This window comes from Gilliamella sp. B2969 (assembly GCF_026536195.1).
In the GTDB taxonomy this organism is placed as follows: domain Bacteria; phylum Pseudomonadota; class Gammaproteobacteria; order Enterobacterales; family Orbaceae; genus Gilliamella.
In genome coordinates this window covers 151,204-170,850 of sequence record NZ_JAFNOP010000009.1, presented here as the reverse complement: position 1 = coordinate 170,850, position 19,647 = coordinate 151,204, and the positions used below count along the sequence as shown (strand labels likewise).

Below are 19,647 nucleotides of genomic sequence, written 5' to 3'. Positions count from 1 at the left end.
TTATCTCCTTGTTTCTTGATGATGAGAGGTTAGATTTTGTCCATCCTCTTTTTTTAACTGGGCAAAGATCATGCTTGATAATATGGTAACAACGCCGAGTATAATAAAGGTATATTGAAATGCATGAATAGTACTGGTTGAATGACTAATCAATCGTACTAATACTGCGCCAAATCCTGTACCAAAACTGATCGCTAATTGTTGGTTTACTGCCATTAAACTATTACCACTGCTGGTATTTTCGCCTTCTAAATTTGCTAATGTGATGCTATTCATCGCTGTATACTGAATAGAGTTAATGCCACCAATACAAAATAGCAATAAACACATAAAGATAAGCGGTGATGATGAATTCAAAAGTGACATTAAAGCAATCATAATGCCTGCAAATATGGTGTTAGCAACTAATACAAAACGGTAACCTAAACGCCCTAAAATTCGAGGAATGAATATTCTGGTACAGATTGAAGCTAGCGCCATTGGTACCAACATCATACCTGCAAAAATGGCTGAATAACCAAATCCTACTTGTAATAATAGAGGAATTAAAAAAGGCACCCCCGATATGCCTAAACGACAAATTAGATTGCCAATAATTCCTATTTTGAATGTACGAATCTTAAATAGTGATAAAGGGAATAACGGCGCTGGTTTTTTATTTGCATATCCTCGATAAATAAACAAAAACACAATACTAATTATTACAAGTAACAAGGGTAGCTGATATTGTTGATTTTGGTTTAAAAGTTCAACACTTAACGTTGCACTAATAAAAGTAATGACAATAAATATAAAACCAAATAAATCAAAAGGCATTCGCACGCCTTTTATGTTGGGCATATATCGGAAACTAATTATCATTCCTAATAAACCAATAGGTAGGTTGATCAAAAATACCCAATGCCAACTGACCATGTCAACTAAATAACCGCCTAGTACCGGCCCTAATACCGGTCCAATTAAACCGGGAATAGTTGCAGTGTTTAAGGCGACTAAAAAGTCGCTCCGTTTAAATGACTTGATGAGCACCAAACGTGATACTGGAACCATCATGGAACCACCAATACCTTGAATAACGCGTGAGATATCTAAGAAAATTAATGAATTGGATGAAGCACAAAGTAATGACCCTAAAGTAAATAGCCCCACCGCCATAACAAAAATATTTCTGGTACCAAATTTGTCAGATAAAAAACCACTAACCGGAATAAACAATGCAAGTGTTAAAGCATAACTAATGACAGCTGATTGCATATTTAACGGTGATTGATTAAGGTCTTTAGCCATGGTTGGCAGTGCAGTGTTTAATATCGAGGTATCAAGCGATTGCATAAAAAAAGCAAATGCCGCGATCCACGGTAATATGCGATACACAAAAGGGGATAATTGTAATTCGCTATTCATTTTAATTAACCTAAAATTCATCGGAATACTGGGCTTAACAGGGGAAAAATATCAGCCCTGAATGTATATTGTTTTGCCTAGCTTAATCGATTATTAAGCCAGACAAAGTACTGAAGGTTATTCTACAATAATATTTGTTAATTGTTGGCTTTTTTCTTATTTTTAACGGGTTTGCCTTGCCAATATCCTGCAAGTAATGAACCTGAAATATTATGCCAAACTGAGAATACTGCTGCTGGTAAAGCGGATAATGCTGAAAAATAAGTTGTACCAAGGGTTGCTGCTAATGCTGAGTTTTGCATACCTACTTCCAGTGACATAGTTCGACAGGTTGATTCGTCAAATCCAAATAGACGTCCACCCCAATAACCACCCAGTATTCCTAAGCCATTATGAATAATAACTGCAAAAATAACTGTAAAACCAACTTGTCCTATTTGTGCATGGCTACCTGCAACTACAACACAAAGTATTAATAAAATACAGATCATCGATAAAAGTGGTAAAAAACGTTCACATTTTTTTACTAATGGGTTGAGTAAATGGTGCACCAATAAACCTAATATAATTGGAATTAACACAATTTGCACAATATGAACAAGCATATCCAGAACCGGAACTTCAACAGTGGTACCAACTAATAATAACGTGAGTAGCGGGGTAACAACTACGCCAACTAAGGTAGATACTGACGAAATTGTGACAGATAACGCGACATCGCCTTTTGCTAAATAGATCATAACATTTGATGCGGTACCACTCGCAACACTACCGACTAAAACCATGCCAACTAATAACTCAGGTCGCATGGTAAACAATTTAGATAAGATTAAAGCGGTCAGTGGCATAACGATATAATGCAGTAGGGTACAAATTATTACCGCTTTAGGTTTGGTAACGACGCGTTTAAAATCATCAATACTTAACGTTACGCCCATAGTAAACATTACAAACATTAATAACTGTGATGTATGAGGGCGCACAGGTAAAAATGTACTTGGAAAAAAATAGGCTGCTACGGCACAAAGTATTGCCCACAGCGGGAATAAGCGTGTAAGGGATATGAGTGATTGAATAAAAAATTGGTTATAACGTTTCGCCATAAAAAAACACCATCTGGTTAGTTAAATAAAATATCTTTATAATAATTAATTAGTTATTTATTTTTTGCACAGTGTGGTCATTCTATTAATTCTACTAAATAGCGTCAAGGTATTTGTTAAGATAGTGTTAAGTATTTGCTCGGGTGATTCACTGCGTAATTCAGTTAAAATTTTAAATATCTCGACGATATTTTCAGGTCGATTTGCTTGACCTTGCTTGCCACTTAATGGCATATCGGGCGCATCAGTTTCGAGTACAAGGCTTGCAAGCGGCAAGTTAGCAATTGTGTTGCGTGTTTTGTTTGCGCGATCATAACTAATGACTCCTCCAACACCAATAGAATAACCAAGCTTAATAAATTGCATCGCTTGTTGATAGCTACCTGAAAAACCATGTATCACGCCACGACAAGGCAGATCGGCTTGGCGTAACTCGTGATACATAATATCATGAGTTTTACGTGAATGGATAAGTACCGGTAAATCGAATTGTTTAGCCAACATTAATTGTGATCTAAAAAAGAATAACTGTTGTTGCCAATCGATCGTCAGATTATATTTATCTAAACCTATTTCACCAATTGCAACCACTTTTTGGGGTAGATGGCTGAGTCGATTACGTAATTGTTCTAAATCAGCTTCAGTATGGCTATATATTGGGTGTAATCCTAATGCAGCATAAATTTCGTTATAATGATTGGCTAATTGTAGCACCGTATCAAAATGATGAGCGGCAACCGCCGGGATAATCAATCCGGTAATATTTGCTTGTCGGATATAATTTATTGATTCGTCTAAATGATTGGTAAACAGTGGAAAATCAAAATGACAATGTGTATCAATAAACATAATGCCTCCTATTCAACTGTTGTTTGATGCAATAAGATCGGCAATAAAAACCGCTTAGCTAAAACAATAATTTGTTCTATCAAATTTTGAGTTAGTTCAGGATAAAGCCTTTGATAGTAACTATCACATTCAGCTGGATAATACAAACCACCTTGCCAAGTACTTAACAATTTATTATTGGCTTTTTCACTCGGCACAATTTCACCGGTTTTCGGGTTGTAGGCTGTTATTAACCAACTCCACGCACTTTCGATTGGCATAAATAATGGTTCATTTATCCCCTGTAAATACCCTTCGACTAAATCAGTCAGAAAACCTAAGGCTTGATTAGCGTTTAAATATGAAAAACGCCATTGAGTCTCTTCTCGACCATACATACGGCTTTGAGTGTCGAGTGTATCGGGATTTAAAATACAATAGAGTAAGTGATCAATCCATAACGAAATCCCATTACGAATTGATAATTTAGATGGGCGCCAAGTTAAAATACCATCTTGTTGAATATGGGTTAACCATCCTTGCAATTGACAATCGTATTGACTTGTAGAAATAGTTAAATTAACTTCTTGAGTAGTAAAGTTTAGGCGTTCTTGATTAATTTTATCAGCTAAAGTGTGCATAGCTTGATTTTGCTCATCATAGATGATCTGTCCAAAAGCGCCATCGGGCAAATCCCCACTTAATGCTAAACGTTGATAAAGATCGTCTTGTGAATTATTGCCATCTTTTGTAATTAGTTGTTCAAGTATTGCTATATTTAATTGATAACGCTTTAAGTTATCTAAATTAAAATTTTCTGCATCGGGTAAGTTATCATCTAAATAATGGATATAAAAATGGAAGCGTTTTTGTAAAAAAAACCTTATTGAATGCTGATAAAACCTTTTTAGTTCATCAAGATTAATACTATCTACTGTGATAGTGGTAATTTGGCTGATAAAAGGTACAGTTTTACCTTGCTGTAATGCGGCAGGTAACCATTCATCGGCATAACTTCTTGGATCTTGTAAAAAGTTTTGTGGATTAAAAGGGGTTCGAGTATGATGGATACATAAAAAATCAGGAAAATGTTTTGTATTTTCTGTTTTTTCAGCACCTTCTTCACAATAGTATTGCGCAATATAATCACAAAGTTCATCAACTAAAACAGATGGATAGCGCTCACTATCATCTTTCATATCACGACCAATATAGCTGATATATAATTGATTTTCAGCCGATAATATCGCTTCTAAAAAAAGATAGCGATCATCATTACGACGACTTCGATCCCCTCGTCTTGGATGTTCTGCAATTAAATCAAAATCTAGTGGTAATGAAGTCCTAGGATAATCACCATCATTCATACCCAGTAGACACACCACTTTAAAGGGAATTGAACGCATCGGCATCATAGTACAAAAGTTAATTTTACCAATTAAAAAGCGATGGGCTAAATGATTTTGTTCCAAACGTGCCTGCATTGCATCATGTAAAATTGTAATTGAAATTTTGTCAGAAAAATTAGCTGTTAACCCACTATTTATCAGCTTTTGCCACTCTTGTTCAATCATCAATAATATTGATTCGTTTTGGGCATCTTTGAAAAAAAAGTCATTGATAATTTCAAGGCAGCAGCTTTGCCATTCTGCCAAAGGTTTATCTTCATCTAATAACACTAACCATTTACTGACTACACCAATAAATTCAGCTAATTGACCTATTAATTCAGCATCTAAACCCGTTGCACCATCATAAGGTAAAATTTGTTGCCAACCACCTTGATCGCTTGTCATGGTATAACCCAGTAGCAATCGTTCAAGCCCAAATAGCCAACTGTGGTTATGTTCAAGCCCAAAACGAATGCCAGATTCAACAATCCAAATTCGTAATAGTGATAATTGTGATTCATCGATTGAAAATTGTTTAGAAATGGCTGGTATTTCAAGTAAATTAAACAAATCTTCAGCAGTAAATCGGCTTTGTGGAAAATTCAATATCGCAAAGAAGCCCTGTACTATTGGATCAATATTGCGAGCTTTTTGATCTGAAATTGTAAAAGGTAAATAGCGTTGCCCATAAGCATTACCAAAAACTGAACGAATATAAGGAACGTATTTGTCAATATCCGATACCATTACAATACAATCTCGTAACTCAAGTGATGGATCGGCATCAAAAATTGACAAAAGATAGTCATATAACACTTCAACTTCGCGTTGTTCACTATGACAAGCATGGATAGAGATAGAGCGGTCTTGAGTTTGAATGGGGTGTTGGGTTGCCACTTGGGGATAAAGATCCAAAATATCTTGTTGAATAGAGTGTAATAAACAATCACGTGGTTGATCGACAAACACATCAATATCTTGCTTATTCATACATTCTTGCAATAAAAATAGGTTGTCTCGACCTAATTTTCCCCACGAGGTTAATAAAGCATTGGGTATTTGGGTTGGGTCATTATGTGATTGTGATAATTGTTTCTCAACGATATCTCCCCAATACCATTTACACGGGTTATTAAACATTAAATGGACATCAATATGTTGTCCTAATGCTGAAAGTAGTGATAAATAAATTGGTGGAAGTGAAGTTATACCAAAAATAAAAATTCGTTTTGGTAATGGCGTCAGCCGTGCTGGATCGAAATGAGGATCTGCTAGAATCTCCAACATTTGTTGATAGATATTAGCGCGATGGTAAGGTTGACTAATTGATATTAATTTACGCCAGAGCTTTGCTTGCCAAACTTCATCGGCATGTAAGTTTAATTCTTGAACTGTGTTATTGGCTTCCCATTGTGCCAGCCAATCAGGACGATAAACTAAATATTGGTCGAACAAACGAGCAATACGAGTTGCAAGTTGATATAACTTTCTATCTTGCTTATCAATATTTAAATAATGTTTAAGGGTAATAAACTCAGGCTCATCAATAATTTTAGGTAATAAATAATATAAGCGCCAAGCCATAGATTCAGGATTAAACGTATTTTCAATGGGAGCATTAGGTAATAGCGTTTGATAAAGTTGCCAAATAAATTGAGTAGGGAAAGGAAATTCAACATTGGCTATAATTCCCAATTCATCAGCAAGCTCAATTTGTAACCACTGTGCCATTCCTTGACTCTGCACAATAACCATGTCTGGCATAAATAGATCATTTAATGGTTGTTGCTGCATTAATTGACTTACCAAAGACTTGAGTAAATCGACTTGATTTGAATGGTAAATGGTAAACATAATCACATTAAAATTAGTATAGTTGCCTGAAATTATCGCTGATAGTGATTAATAAATCCAGCATCGATAATTATTCACACTTGATCTTTTATGCATGAATATTTTCGATAGGGTTTTCCTTTTGAAAAGGCAAACGTTTAACGTTTTATCATTTAGCTTAATTATGATAAATGTTGGCAAGGTCTTTGAATGATAACTCTATATTTTTATATTAAATTAATCATCTATGAACTATTTTTGCTAAAAAAACACGGGTAATCCATTTTTTGAGGAACAAAATATTTTATATTCTCTCTTATCTAACTTGCTATTGATCGGCATTTAATTTACTAAATATATATAGGATCAAAACCTATCTTGCTGTGGAAGAATTAAACTATATTGCTCGCTTAATTACACTTTGAGGTGATGACCTATCTTAATTAGCTCAGTGGTTGGCTTTATGATTATAAACGAATAATTAATCTGACTTATTGACAACAAAATCGTCTTTTTTTTTACCAAAACTTTTAAAGTTGAGCTATTGCCTTGTTTAACTTGTTGATTTTTCATTGTTAAATACAACGTTATTTACTTGATTACAATGATTATTGTTACTAAGTATTTTGTACTTAAAAAGTCGTATAACTCTGTTAACAGCTGAATAATTGACTATACGCTTTTTTAATCTATGCAAACTAAATGAACTTAAAAACGTTATTTATGATCACATTATTATTTATCTATCTTATTGAATAAATTAATTTTTACATATCTTTACCAAAATGAGCATTACAAAATTTTCGAACTTATTTACTATGACGAAAACTTTTACAAGCTCCTATACAGGTTTGTTGTAATGGTTTTAATGTTTATCTAATTGAATTTTATGAAAAAATTAAGTAAATCACTACAAGGATTAGTAAAAATATGTTAAAATGTGGTCTTAATCGGGCATCGGGCATCGGGCATCGGGCATCGGGCATCGGGCATCGGGCATCGGGCATCGGGCATCGGGCATCGGGCATCGGGTTTAAGTCAATTAGAGAGTAAACACCGACTTTCTGTATTGGCATTATTACAAAATATTCTTCCATTTACATTAGTAAAATCATCTATTCAGTTTTTCGCTATTTTTAGCTCAAAATTTTTCAATTTATATTTTTCGATAGCGAAGATAAAGTTAATAATCGTTATATTATTTATGAGTTTATTTTTGCAACCAAATGCGTATGGCTTAACAGCTGCTACCGTGCAAAATATTATAGGTAATGCGCCGAAAGTGGCAAATGTAAAAGAAGCATCCGATAAACATGGTTTTACGGTAAAAAATGTATTTTATAGTGAAGCAAGTGGCAATATTATTAGTGATGTAGTAAAAAGATTTGATGGAAATCTTCGGTTCAGCGATTTTGTTGTGAAAACGTATTATTACAATAATTTAAGTAGTATAACTAATTTTTCAGATATTGATGGAGATAAAGCAGATCCGATTAAGCCTTTTTTACTCACAGTGACAACTTCACAATGGTATGATGGAAAAGGAAATAAAATACCAAATAGTGATTTGAATAATATTATCGGTTGTGGCAGTGGTTATGTCATGCCGTTAACGTTAGAGATATCTGCAGTGCTCAAAACCTATTCTCAATATGGCATACCCAATGAAAGCGATAGCGTGACGTTAACCAAAAAATATAAGATCGCTCCTGACTCTATGATTTGTTATGCTAAACCTAATGACATCGTTCTTTCACCTAAGATGCAGTGGCGAACTTATGATGCAACAATAACTTCACCGGTTTCGGGACCTTGGGAATGGAATGGTTCTAAAGGCTCGCCGGATGCTGTTCATGGTGGTGGTTACACAGCTGATTATGTGCCTAATTATGGATTTAAAGTCCAACCAACGGTATCTGCAAAAACGTTTCCGACAACTGGCTTTCCTGGTGCTAAATTTCAGTTAGTGATGACTGGTGCACAAACGGACTATACTTACACTTTGATCAGTAATCCTGGTGGTAAGGTTGCTGTAGATTCATTAGGGTTTATTACATTAAATGATAAGCCAACAGGTAATGTGACAGTGCGCGCAACTTTAGGGTATGATAAATCGATATCGCATGATTATACCTTTAATCCAACATCGGTATGGTTAGTTCCTATAAAGAGTGGTGATATAAATCAGGCTACCGCGCAAAATTTATGTGGTGGACTTGCTAATGTGCCATTCAGGCGCGATTATACCAGCTCTCCAGCAAATTCAGTTGGCGGTAATTGGACTGTTTATACGAACAGTTTTATCCGCGCAATTGGTAGTTCTATTATGGGAGAATGGGGATGGGTAGCAGGCACAAACTATCCTAATTCGAATTGGGAAGCGGAAAATACCTTTTTTTCTTACTATTGGACGCGTGAATTAGATTGGTCCGCTTATAATATTTATTTTACTGTGAATTTTTCTGGTTATGTTTCACATATGGAGGCCCCTAACAGTTCAGGTGGGCGAGTGGCATGTAAACGTTAAATTAAAGCAGCGTTATAAAAAATAAGTGATGATATGAGCGACGATGCCATTGTTGGCGCTATGCGCCTATAATGGCAATAGCCAGCATATGCGATGTAAATGCATATGCTGGCGTCGGAGCCGCCGGCGCCGAACTAGCTTAAAAAATAAGCAAAAGTGAGTCAAAATTATTACTTGTAGAAATTCATAAATTAAGCCTCGTTAAATGACAAAAAGCGCTTTATTGTTGTTTAATATTTCGCGAGTCATTTTCTAATTGGGAACGTGCCTGGTTCTAATTTAGGTTGGGTAATTATGACTGCTTGTCGAGGCTGATGAATTATAATATTTTGTATGAATATCTCTGAAAAACTCAATTTACAACACCAATTCAAGGATATTTTACTTTTTAAAGAAGGTGTGTTTTTACGTAGTTATAATCAAGGTGCTTATGTTTTAACACAGTTATTTGGTTACGCTTTAAAATTACAAACGGCAACGACTGAAAAAATATCAAAGCAATTGTGCGACCAGGGTTTAGGATAGCCTAACGCTGTAAAAATTCGATTGCTGACAAAAGAATTTAGACCACCGACAGTATAGAAAAATAAACATACAGTGAAAACAAATAATAATAAAACGCCTATACAAGTCATCATAAATAGAGAGGAGTCTATTTCCATGCTTATAAACATTATAATCATAATAAAAATGAAGAAAATTAAGCAAAATACACCAACACCTATTGAAAGATATTTTAATAATAATAAGGTCGATGTTCCGACAGAACGAGGAAAATATAGAGCATGATATTGAGGCATGCGGACAGCATAAGCAAGATAGTCAGCCATCTCGGCAGAATCAGATTGATATTCGTTAAATTCGATTGGTTTAACTAACATTTCAACATAATCGCCATCTTTAAAACTAACATGAGCTAATTTGCCTACTACCTCTTTTCTACCGACATAGCATCGAAAACTTTTCCCGTCTAGGGTAATACTGCCAGCAGTTATTGTTCCAATTAAAGTACCGATAAGTTCAAAAGCTCCGACAATCATTAATCCAATTATAGCGAGCAGACCAATATTATCCGAGCGTAACTCTTTGGGATCATCCAGTACTTGTAATTGGCTGACTTTACCTTTCAATAAGTTGTAGCCTTTAATCATTGGACTGCTCTTGATTTGGAGTGGTCAAATTTGGCGTAAATTTGCGTTCATCAATGACTTTAACCCAATTGGGTAAAATAGGGGTTCGGCAGTAATAGCTTGCACTACGATCGAATTTTCTAATTTTTCGAAATTCAGGAGTTTGAGGATCGTCAAAAAGTTCAGGCGCACCCGATCGATTGAGTTTCAGAAATCGTTTACTTTCTTCATAGCAATTGTGCGACCAGGGTTTAGGATAGCCTAAAGCTGCAAAAATTCGATTGCTGACAAAAGAATTTAGACCACCGACAGTATAGAAAAATAAACATACAGTGAAAACAAATAATAATAAAACGCCTATACAAGTCATCATAAATAGAGAGGAGTCTATTTCCATGCTTATAAACATTATAATCATAATAAAAATGAAGAAAATTAAGCAAAATATCCCACTACCTATTGAAAGATATTTTAGTAATAGTAAGGTCGATGTTCCGACAGAACGAGGAAAATATAGAGCATGATATTGAGGCATGCGGACAGCATAAGCAAAATAGTCTGCCATCTTGACAGAATCAGATTGATATTCGTTAACTTCGATTGGTTTAACTAACATTTCAACATAATCGCCATCTTTAAAACTAACATGAGCTAATTTGCCTACTACCTCCTTTCTGCCGACATAGCATCGAAAACTTTTCCCGTCTAGGGTAATACTGCCAGCAGTTATTGTTCCAATTAAAGTACCGATAAGTTCAAAAGCTCCGACAATCATTAATCCAATTATAGCGAGCAGACCAATATTATCCGAGCGTAACTCTTTGGGATCATCCAGTACTTGTAACTGACTGACTGTACCTTTCAATAAACTGTAGCCTTTAGTCATTGGATTGCTCTTGATTTGAAGTGGTCAAATTTGGCGTAAATTTGCGTTCATCAATGACTTTAACCCAATTGGGTAAAATAGGGGTTCGGCAGTAATAGCTTGCACTACGATCGAATTTTCTAATTTTTCGAAATTCAGGAGTTTGAGGATCGTCAAAAAGTTCAGGCGCACCCGAGCGATTGAGTTTCAGAAATCGTTTACTTTCTTCATAGCAATTGTGCGACCAGGGTTTAGGATAGCCTAAAGCTGTAAAAATTCGACTAGTAACAAAAGAATTGATACCTCCAAATATAAAAAAGAAAAAACATACAAATACAATAAATGCCCCAATGCTCTGTAGACAAATTATACTAAATTCTGATAAATCTAATTTTGCCGATATATATGTAACAATTATAAGAACTACAGATATAAATAGGCAACATATACCAATAATTATTGAAATATATTTTAATAATAATAAGGTCGATGTTCCGACAGAACGAGGAAAATATAGAGCATGATATTGAGGCATGCGGACAGCATAAGCAAAATAGTCTGCCATCTTGACAGAATCAGATTGATATTCGTTAACTTCGATTGGTTTAACTAACATTTCAACATAATCGCCATCTTTAAAATTAACGTGGGCTAATTTGCCTACTACCTCCTTTCTGCCGACATAGCATCGAAAACTTTTCCCTTCTAGGGTAATACTGCCAGCAGTTATTGTTCCAATTAAAGTACCGATAAGTTCAAAAGCTCCGACAATCATTAATCCAATTATAGCGAGCAGACCAATATCATCAGAGCGTAACTCTTTAGGGTCATCCAGTACTTGTAACTGACTGACTGTACCTTTCAATAAGTTGTAGCCTTTAATCATTGGATTGCTCTTGATTTGGAGTGGTCGAATTTGGCGTAAATTTGCGTTCATCAATGACTTTAATCCAATTGGGTAAAATAGGGGTTCGGCAGTAATAGCTTGCACTACGATCGAATTTTCTAATTTTTCGAAATTCGGGAGTTTGAGGATCGTCAAAAAGTTCAGGCGCACCCGATCGATTGAGTTTCAGAAATCGTTTACTTTCTTCATAGCAATTGTGCGACCAGGGTTTAGGATAGCCTAAAGCTGCAAAAATTCGACTAGTAACAAAGGAATTTATACCTCCAAATATAAAAAAGAAAAAGCATAAAACTATAATATATGACAAAATAAATGTCAAAAATGTTGAAATGAAAAAAGAAAAATCAACATCTGTTGATATAAACGTATAAATCATTACAATCATAAAGGTACATAAGCAAAGTATACCAACACCTATTGAAAGATATTTTAATAATAATAAGAACGATGTTCCGACAGAACGAGGGAAATACAGAGCATGATATTGAGGCATGCGGACAGCATAAGCAAGATAGTCAGCCATCTCGGGAGAATCAGATTGATATTCGTTAACTTCGATTGGTTTAACTAACATTTCAACATAATCGCCATCTTTAAAACTAACATGAGCTAATTTACCTACTATCTCTTTTCTACCGATATAGCATCGAAAACTTTTCCCGTCCAGAGTAATACTGCTGGCAGTTATTGTTCCAATTAAAGTACCGATAAGTTCAAAAGCTCCGACAATCATTAATCCAATTATAGCGAGCAGACCAATATTATCCGAGCGTAACTCTTTGGGATCATCCAGTACTTGTAATTGGCTGACTTTACCTTTCAATAAGTTGTAGCCTTTAATCATTGGACTGCTCTTGATTTGGAGTGGTCAAATTTGGCGTAAATTTGCGCTCATCAATGACTTCAACCCAATCGGGTAAAATAGGGGTTCGGCAGTAGTAATTAGCATTGGGATCACGTATTTTAATACGTTCAAATTCGGGAGTTTGTGGATCATCAAATAGTTCAGGGTCATTAGAACGATTAAGTTTTTTAAATCGTTCATGTTCCTTAAAATAATTATGTAGCCATGGTTTAGGATAGCCTAAGGTTGCAAAAATTCGGTTACTTATAAAAGTATAGAGTCCACCAATCATCAAAAAGAATGAAATTAATAGAAAAAAGAACATAATGATGGTTGATACAGCGAAAATAAATATAGTAGATATATCCCTGTCAGGAATGTATAAAATAGTTGATATAATCAGATATAAGAATAAAAGAATTGTACCAAAACCTATTGATAGATATTTTAGTAGTAGTAATGTAGTCATTCCAACAGAACGAGGAAAATATAAAGCATGATATTGGGGCATGCGGACAGCATAAGCAAAATAGTCTGCCATCTTGACAGAATCAGATTGATATTCGTTAACTTCGATTGGTTTAACTAACATTTCAACATAATCACCATCTTTAAAATTAACGTGGGCTAATTTGCCTACTACCTCCTTTCTGCCGACATAGCATCGAAAACTTTTCCCGTCTAGGGTAATACTGCCAGCAGTTATCGCTCCAATTAAAGCACCGATAAGTTCAAAAGCTCCGACAATCATTAATCCAATTATAGCGAGCAGACCAATATCATCAGAGCGTAACTCTTTAGGGTCATCCAGTACTCGTAATTGGCTGACTGTACCTTTCAATAAGTTGTAGCCTTTAGTCATTTAAAAATCCTTGGTTATCCATATCTTGTTCAATTAATGCTAATGCTTCTTCCATATTGATAGTATATAAATGCACTATATTTTTTTACATCACTTTGTATATAAATTTTTATATATGTTAATTTTTACAGTTGTTTATAAAATACTCGTTTTGCTTAAATTTTACAACTTCGAAACAATGAAATGTTTATTAACGTAATAAAAATAAGAATAATTCTTCAATAAAATAAAGATATTTAAAGATTGGCGTTTGAATAATAAAAAAGGTTACAAATCTAATTTTTGTAACCTTTTTTAAGTTTGGATAAGGTAACTCAGTTATTGTCCAATACGGCGAGTTAATTCGATGACTCGGATTTTTGCCAACGCTTTTGATAGTTCGGCAGAAGCTTGCGCAAATGACATATCATCACTCGGATGATTAATATGCTCTTGCGCTTGTCTTACTGCTTCTTGCGCTCTGGCTTCGTCTAAGTCTTCTCCACGAATAGCGGTATCGGCTAAAATCGTTACAAGGGTTGGTTGCACTTCTAAGATGCCACCTGATAGATAGATAAACTCTTCTTCACCATCCGCTTTCACAATGCCTACCATACCCGGTTTAATCATGGTAAGTAGCGGGGTATGACCGGGATAGATCCCAAGTTCACCTTCTTGTCCTGTGACTCTGATTCGCTGAACATCACCTGAAAAAAGGTGAGATTCAGCACTAACAACTTCTAATTGATAGGAAGTTAGTGCCATAATGCTCTCTCCGTTCTATAAATCTCTTAGAGAGATTTTGCTTTTTCAATCGCTTCGTCGATTGAACCAACCATATAAAATGCCTGTTCAGGAATATGGTCATAATCACCGTTCATAATACCTTTAAATGCACTGATGGTGTCTTTTAATGGTACGTATTTACCTGGCGAACCAGTGAATACTTCCGCAACGAAGAATGGTTGAGATAAGAAACGTTGAATCTTACGTGCACGAGCAACAGTTAATTTATCATCTTCTGATAATTCATCCATACCAAGGATTGCAATGATATCTTTTAATTCTTGATAACGTTGCAAAATTGACTGTACGCCACGAGCACAATCGTAATGTTCTTGACCAACAACAAGTGGATCTAATTGACGACTTGTTGAGTCAAGTGGATCAACCGCTGGGTAAATACCTAATGATGCGATTTGACGACTTAATACGATTGTTGCATCTAAGTGAGCAAAGGTTGTTGCTGGTGATGGGTCAGTTAAGTCATCCGCTGGTACATATACCGCTTGGATTGAGGTGATTGACCCCGTTTTGGTTGAGGTAATACGTTCTTGAAGAATACCCATTTCTTCTGCTAGTGTTGGTTGGTAACCTACTGCAGATGGCATTCGTCCTAATAAAGCTGATACTTCAGTACCGGCTAGGGTATAACGGTAAATATTATCGATAAATAAGAGTACGTCTTTACCTTCGTCACGGAATTTTTCAGCCATGGTTAAACCAGTTAACGCAACACGTAAACGGTTTCCTGGTGGCTCATTCATCTGACCATAAACCAGTGATACTTTATCAAGTACGTTTGATTCTTTCATTTCGTGATAGAAGTCGTTACCTTCACGTGTACGTTCACCCACACCAGTAAATACTGAGTAACCTGAGTGTTCGATCGCGATGTTACGAATTAACTCCATCATATTAACGGTTTTACCAACACCCGCACCACCAAATAGACCAACTTTACCCCCTTTAGCAAAAGGACAAATTAAGTCGATAACTTTGATGCCGGTTTCAAGTAATTCTGTTGAGTTAGCCAACTCTTCGTATGTTGGTGCTGCACGGTGAATTGCCCAACGCTCTTCTTCACCAATAGGACCTGCTTTATCAACAGGATCACCAAGTACGTTCATAATTCGACCAAGTGTTTTTGTTCCCACAGGAACTTCTATGCCGTGACCTGTGTTTACTACTTTAAGTCCACGTCTTAAACCATCAGATGATCCCATTGCAATACAACATACAACGCCACCACCTAATTGTTGCTGAACTTCCAGAACTAATTTTTCAGTGCCGGTTTCCACTTCTAATGCATCATATACCTTTGGTACAGCATCTTCAGGGAATTCGACATCAACCACCGCACCGATGATCTGGACAATCTTTCCAGTAGCCATTTTTAATCCTCTACGTCTTTTTCTTAACTATTAGCCAATATTTAGCCTTAACCTGAAACAGCAGCGGCACCCGATACAATATCAATTAATTCATTGGTAATTGCACCTTGACGTGCTTTGTTATACGCAATTTGTAATTCATTGATTAAGTTTGCACCGTTATCGGTTGCTGCTTTCATGGCTACCATTCTTGCTGCTTGTTCACTCGCTAGATTTTCAACCACAGCTTGATAGACTTGTGATTCAATATAACGACGTAAAATCACATCTAATAATGATTTCGCATCTGGCTCATAAATATAATCCCCTGATGAAGCTTTAAGCTTTTCATCATCTGAATGTGGTAATGGTAATAACTGCTGTATAGTTGGCTTTTGCGACATGGTATTAATAAATTTATTGGTGACAATATATAATCTATCAACCTTGCCATTGTCATATGCCTCAAGCATTGTTTTTACCGGTCCAATCAAATCAGATAATGTTGGTTCATCCCCCAAGTTGGTTACTTGGGTTAATATGTTCGCTTTAACCGATGAGAAAAACGATACCCCTCGTGATCCAATTAAAGCGACATCAGACTCAACACCTTTTTCCTGCCATGCTGACATATCAGCAATGACAGTTTTGAAAAGATTAATATTTAAACCACCGCATAAACCACGATCGGTCGAAATGATAAGATAGCCAACTCGCTTAACATCTCTTTCTTCTAAATAGGGATGTTTGGCACCTATTTGAGCTAACGCTAAATGTCCAATTACTTCACGAATCATTTCGGCATATGGTCGGCTAGCTGCCATTCTATCTTGCGTTTTACGCATTTTAGAGTTGGCAACCATCTCCATCGCTTTAGTGATCTTTTGTGTACTTTGGATACTGGCAATTTTGGTTCTAATCTCTTTTGCATTAGCCATTTGTTATCCCATCCTTACCAAGTTTGAGTTGATTTAAAGCTTTCAAGCATTGCTTTTAGCTTGTTTTCAATCTCATCATTGTAGTTACCAGTTGTATCGATTTCCTTAACAAAATCGGCATATTGGCTATGGGCATAAGCAAGAAGTGCTGCTTCAAATGGTAACACTTTAGTCAGTTCAACATCTTCAAGATAACCACGTTCAGCAGCGTAAAGCACAATTGATTGCTCAGCAACTGTCATTGGTGAATATTGCTTTTGTTTGAGTAATTCAGTTACCTTTTCACCATGGCTTAATTGGTTTCTTGTTGCTTCGTCTAAGTCAGATGCAAACTGTGAGAACGCAGCCAGTTCACGATATTGTGCAAGTGCTGTACGAATACCGCCTGATAATTTTTTCATTATCTTAGTTTGAGCCGCACCACCCACACGAGAAACCGAAATACCCGGGTTTACCGCAGGACGGATACCTGAGTTAAATAAGCTGGTTTCAAGGAAGATCTGACCATCTGTAATCGAAATTACGTTAGTTGGTACGAATGCTGAAACGTCACCCGCTTGAGTTTCGATAATTGGTAACGCAGTTAATGAACCGGTTTTACCTTTTACTTCGCCTTTAGTGAATTCTTCAACATAAGCTTCGTTAACACGAGCAGCACGTTCAAGTAAACGTGAGTGAAGATAGAACACGTCACCAGGATAAGCTTCACGTCCAGGTGGGCGACGAAGTAGTAATGAAATTTGACGATAAGCAACTGCTTGTTTAGATAAATCATCATAAACAATTAGTGCATCTTGACCGCGATCGCGGAAGTATTCACCCATCGCACAACCTGCATAAGGTGCTAAGTATTGTAATGCTGCTGATTCAGATGCTGATGCAACAACCACAATCGTATTTTTAAGTGCACCATGCTCTTCGAGTTTACGTACTACGTTAGCAATAGTTGATTGTTTTTGACCGATTGCGACGTAGATACATTTAACACCAGAATCACGTTGATTGATAATGGCGTCGATTGCTAATGCGGTTTTACCCGTTTGACGGTCACCGATGATAAGTTCACGTTGACCACGACCAATTGGAATCATTGAGTCAACCGCTTTATAACCAGTTTGTAACGCTTGGTCAACTGATTGACGGTCGATAACGCCTGGCGCAACGACTTCTACAGGTGAGAAGCCGTCATGTTGAATCGAACCTTTACCATCAATTGGTTCGCCAAGTGTATTAATAACACGACCTAATAAGCCATCACCTACTGGTACTTGTAAAATACGACCAGTACATTGTACTTTCATCCCTTCAGATAAGTCTTCGTATGGTCCCATGACCACCGCACCAACAGAATCTCTTTCAAGGTTTAATGCCATTGCATAACGGTTGCCGGGTAATGCAATCATTTCGCCTTGCATGACATCAGTTAATCCGTGGATTCGAAGGATACCATCACTTACTGAGATGATTGTTCCTTCATTGTGAGCATCACTCACAATATTGAACTGAGCGATTCGCTCTTTAATTAGTTCACTTATTTCAGTTGAATTTAGCTGCATTATCAGTCCCCTTAAGACTGTAGAACGTCATTTAGTCGATTTAGACGTCCTCTGATACTACTATCAATAACCATATCGCCCGTACGAATAATAAAACCAGAAATGAGCGATTTATCAATATGACATTTTAGTTTTACTTTTCGTGATAAACGTTTTTCGACAGCGACAGAAATTTTATCAAGTTGTTCACTGGTCAGCTCATTGGCAGAAATTACATCAACGTCTGCCTGTGCTTCTCTTTCTAAACAGTATTGCTCAAACAATGTTAATACTTCAGGAAGAAGGGATAAGCGTTTATTTTCAGCCATAACTTTAATAAAATTAGTGCTAAACTCATCAAGGACATCTTTGCAGATATTGATGAGTAAGTTAGCCACTGAATCGGTTTTCATGTCAGATGTTAAAATACTTTTTATTTGAGCATCTTTGCTCACTTCAGCTGTTAACACTAACATTTTGTGCCATGATTCGATGTTGTTTTTTTCAACAGCAAAGTCGAAAGCGGCTTTAGCATAAGGGCGAGCAATCGTAATTAAGTCAGCCATTGCTCTATTCTCCTTATAGTTCAGCTACGAGTTTATCAATGATGTCGCTGTTAGCGGCTTCATTAACAGAACGTTCAATAATTTTTTCTGCACCGGCAATAGCGAGTGTAGCGACTTGTTGTTTAAGCTCTTCACGAGCGCGTTTACGCTCAGCTTCAACTTCAGCAAGTCCTTGAGCAACAATCCTTTCTTTTTCACGAGAAGCTTCTTGTTTAGCTTCTTCAAGAATGGCTGCTTTGCGTTTATTCGCCTGCTCAATAATTGCATTAGCCTCAACCTTAGCCTGTTGCATTATGTCAGATGTATTTGCTTTGGCTAATTCCAAATCTTTTTTTGCTGTTTCTGCTGAAGCTAATCCTTCCGCTATCTCTTTTTGGCGTTTTTCAATCGCACGGATAACCGGAGGCCAAACAAACTTCATACAGAACCAAACAAACAATACAAATGTAATTGCTTGGCCGAGGAGAGTTGCGTTCATATTCATGAGACGATTCCTCTTAAAATTTTATTAACCTGCAACAGCAAAAATGATAAATAGTGCAATACCTACACAAATCATAGGAATCGCATCAACTAAGCCCATAACGATAAAGAATTGTGTACGTAACATAGGCATTAATTCAGGTTGACGTGCAGCACCTTCTAAGAATTTACCACCTAATAGACCAATACCAACCGCACCACCGATTGCAGCTAATCCCATCATTATGCCTGCGGCTACATATAACATACTTATATCCATTATATACTCCAGTTTATTGATAAAAAAATTTAAATTAAAA

General features: G+C 36.2%; 17 protein-coding genes. 1 reads left to right on the top strand and 16 read right to left on the bottom strand.

Features of this window, described 5'->3' with window-relative positions; translation table 11 throughout:
• From J3U66_RS09880 to recC, 4 genes are all read right to left on the bottom strand, one after another.
• Positions 1-1,404 carry an MFS transporter gene (locus tag J3U66_RS09880; RefSeq protein ID WP_065633176.1) on the bottom strand — a complete coding sequence of 468 codons (1,404 nt, stop codon included), beginning with the start codon at positions 1,402-1,404 and terminating at the stop codon, positions 1-3.
• Between the two features lie 137 nt (positions 1,405-1,541).
• A complete protein-coding gene (panS, locus tag J3U66_RS09875; protein WP_065633175.1) occupies positions 1,542-2,507 on the bottom strand; it encodes a ketopantoate/pantoate/pantothenate transporter PanS in 966 nt (321 codons plus the stop codon).
• Between the two features lie 57 nt (positions 2,508-2,564).
• On the bottom strand, positions 2,565-3,356 hold the full coding sequence (locus tag J3U66_RS09870; protein WP_267334329.1) for a TatD family hydrolase: 792 nt from the start codon (positions 3,354-3,356) through the stop codon (positions 2,565-2,567).
• 8 nt (positions 3,357-3,364) lie between these two features.
• Positions 3,365-6,580 (bottom strand): exodeoxyribonuclease V subunit gamma, encoded by a 3,216-nt coding sequence (gene recC / locus J3U66_RS09865; RefSeq protein ID WP_267348846.1) that lies wholly within the window; start codon positions 6,578-6,580, stop codon positions 3,365-3,367.
• Positions 6,581-7,489: 909 nt separating this feature from the next.
• Here recC and J3U66_RS12935 point away from each other — a divergent pair.
• A complete protein-coding gene (locus J3U66_RS12935; RefSeq protein WP_416379679.1) occupies positions 7,490-7,612 on the top strand; it encodes a hypothetical protein in 123 nt (40 codons plus the stop codon).
• Between the two features lie 1,926 nt (positions 7,613-9,538).
• Here J3U66_RS12935 and J3U66_RS09855 read toward each other — a convergent pair.
• From J3U66_RS09855 to atpE, 12 genes are all read right to left on the bottom strand, one after another.
• Entirely contained in the window at positions 9,539-10,237 is a 699-nt protein-coding gene (locus tag J3U66_RS09855; RefSeq protein WP_267348844.1) for a hypothetical protein, read from the bottom strand.
• Positions 10,230-11,102 carry a hypothetical protein gene (locus J3U66_RS09850; protein ID WP_267348843.1) on the bottom strand — a complete coding sequence of 291 codons (873 nt, stop codon included), beginning with the start codon at positions 11,100-11,102 and terminating at the stop codon, positions 10,230-10,232. The genes J3U66_RS09855 and J3U66_RS09850 overlap by 8 nt, the downstream gene beginning before the upstream one ends.
• The gene (locus tag J3U66_RS09845; protein ID WP_267348841.1) at positions 11,095-11,967 is read right to left on the bottom strand and encodes a hypothetical protein; all 873 of its coding nucleotides are present in this window, start codon (positions 11,965-11,967) and stop codon (positions 11,095-11,097) included. The genes J3U66_RS09850 and J3U66_RS09845 overlap by 8 nt, the downstream gene beginning before the upstream one ends.
• Entirely contained in the window at positions 11,960-12,832 is an 873-nt protein-coding gene (locus J3U66_RS09840; protein WP_267348839.1) for a hypothetical protein, read from the bottom strand. Before J3U66_RS09840 ends, J3U66_RS09845 begins: the two co-directional genes overlap by 8 nt.
• Complete coding sequence (locus J3U66_RS09835) at positions 12,825-13,694, bottom strand: hypothetical protein (RefSeq protein ID WP_267348837.1); 870 nt, start codon at positions 13,692-13,694, stop codon at positions 12,825-12,827. Before J3U66_RS09835 ends, J3U66_RS09840 begins: the two co-directional genes overlap by 8 nt.
• Positions 13,695-14,012: 318 nt before the next feature.
• On the bottom strand, positions 14,013-14,438 hold the full coding sequence (locus J3U66_RS09830; RefSeq protein WP_065633169.1) for a F0F1 ATP synthase subunit epsilon: 426 nt from the start codon (positions 14,436-14,438) through the stop codon (positions 14,013-14,015).
• 26 nt (positions 14,439-14,464) lie between these two features.
• Complete coding sequence (gene atpD, locus J3U66_RS09825; RefSeq protein ID WP_267333962.1) at positions 14,465-15,847, bottom strand: F0F1 ATP synthase subunit beta; 1,383 nt, start codon at positions 15,845-15,847, stop codon at positions 14,465-14,467.
• A 47-nt stretch (positions 15,848-15,894) separates the two neighbouring features.
• A complete protein-coding gene (atpG, locus tag J3U66_RS09820; protein ID WP_065633167.1) occupies positions 15,895-16,764 on the bottom strand; it encodes a F0F1 ATP synthase subunit gamma in 870 nt (289 codons plus the stop codon).
• 14 nt (positions 16,765-16,778) lie between these two features.
• Positions 16,779-18,320, bottom strand: a complete 1,542-nt coding sequence (gene atpA / locus J3U66_RS09815; RefSeq protein WP_416379598.1) for a F0F1 ATP synthase subunit alpha — start codon at positions 18,318-18,320, stop codon at positions 16,779-16,781.
• 11 nt (positions 18,321-18,331) lie between these two features.
• The gene (atpH, locus tag J3U66_RS09810) at positions 18,332-18,865 is read right to left on the bottom strand and encodes a F0F1 ATP synthase subunit delta (protein ID WP_267348835.1); all 534 of its coding nucleotides are present in this window, start codon (positions 18,863-18,865) and stop codon (positions 18,332-18,334) included.
• A gap of 13 nt (positions 18,866-18,878) precedes the next feature.
• Positions 18,879-19,349 (bottom strand): F0F1 ATP synthase subunit B, encoded by a 471-nt coding sequence (gene atpF / locus J3U66_RS09805; protein ID WP_267348833.1) that lies wholly within the window; start codon positions 19,347-19,349, stop codon positions 18,879-18,881.
• Positions 19,350-19,373: 24 nt separating this feature from the next.
• Positions 19,374-19,607: a F0F1 ATP synthase subunit C gene (gene atpE / locus J3U66_RS09800; RefSeq protein ID WP_416379737.1), complete on the bottom strand. Its 234-nt coding sequence runs from the start codon at positions 19,605-19,607 to the stop codon at positions 19,374-19,376.
• Positions 19,608-19,647: the final 40 nt, after the last annotated feature.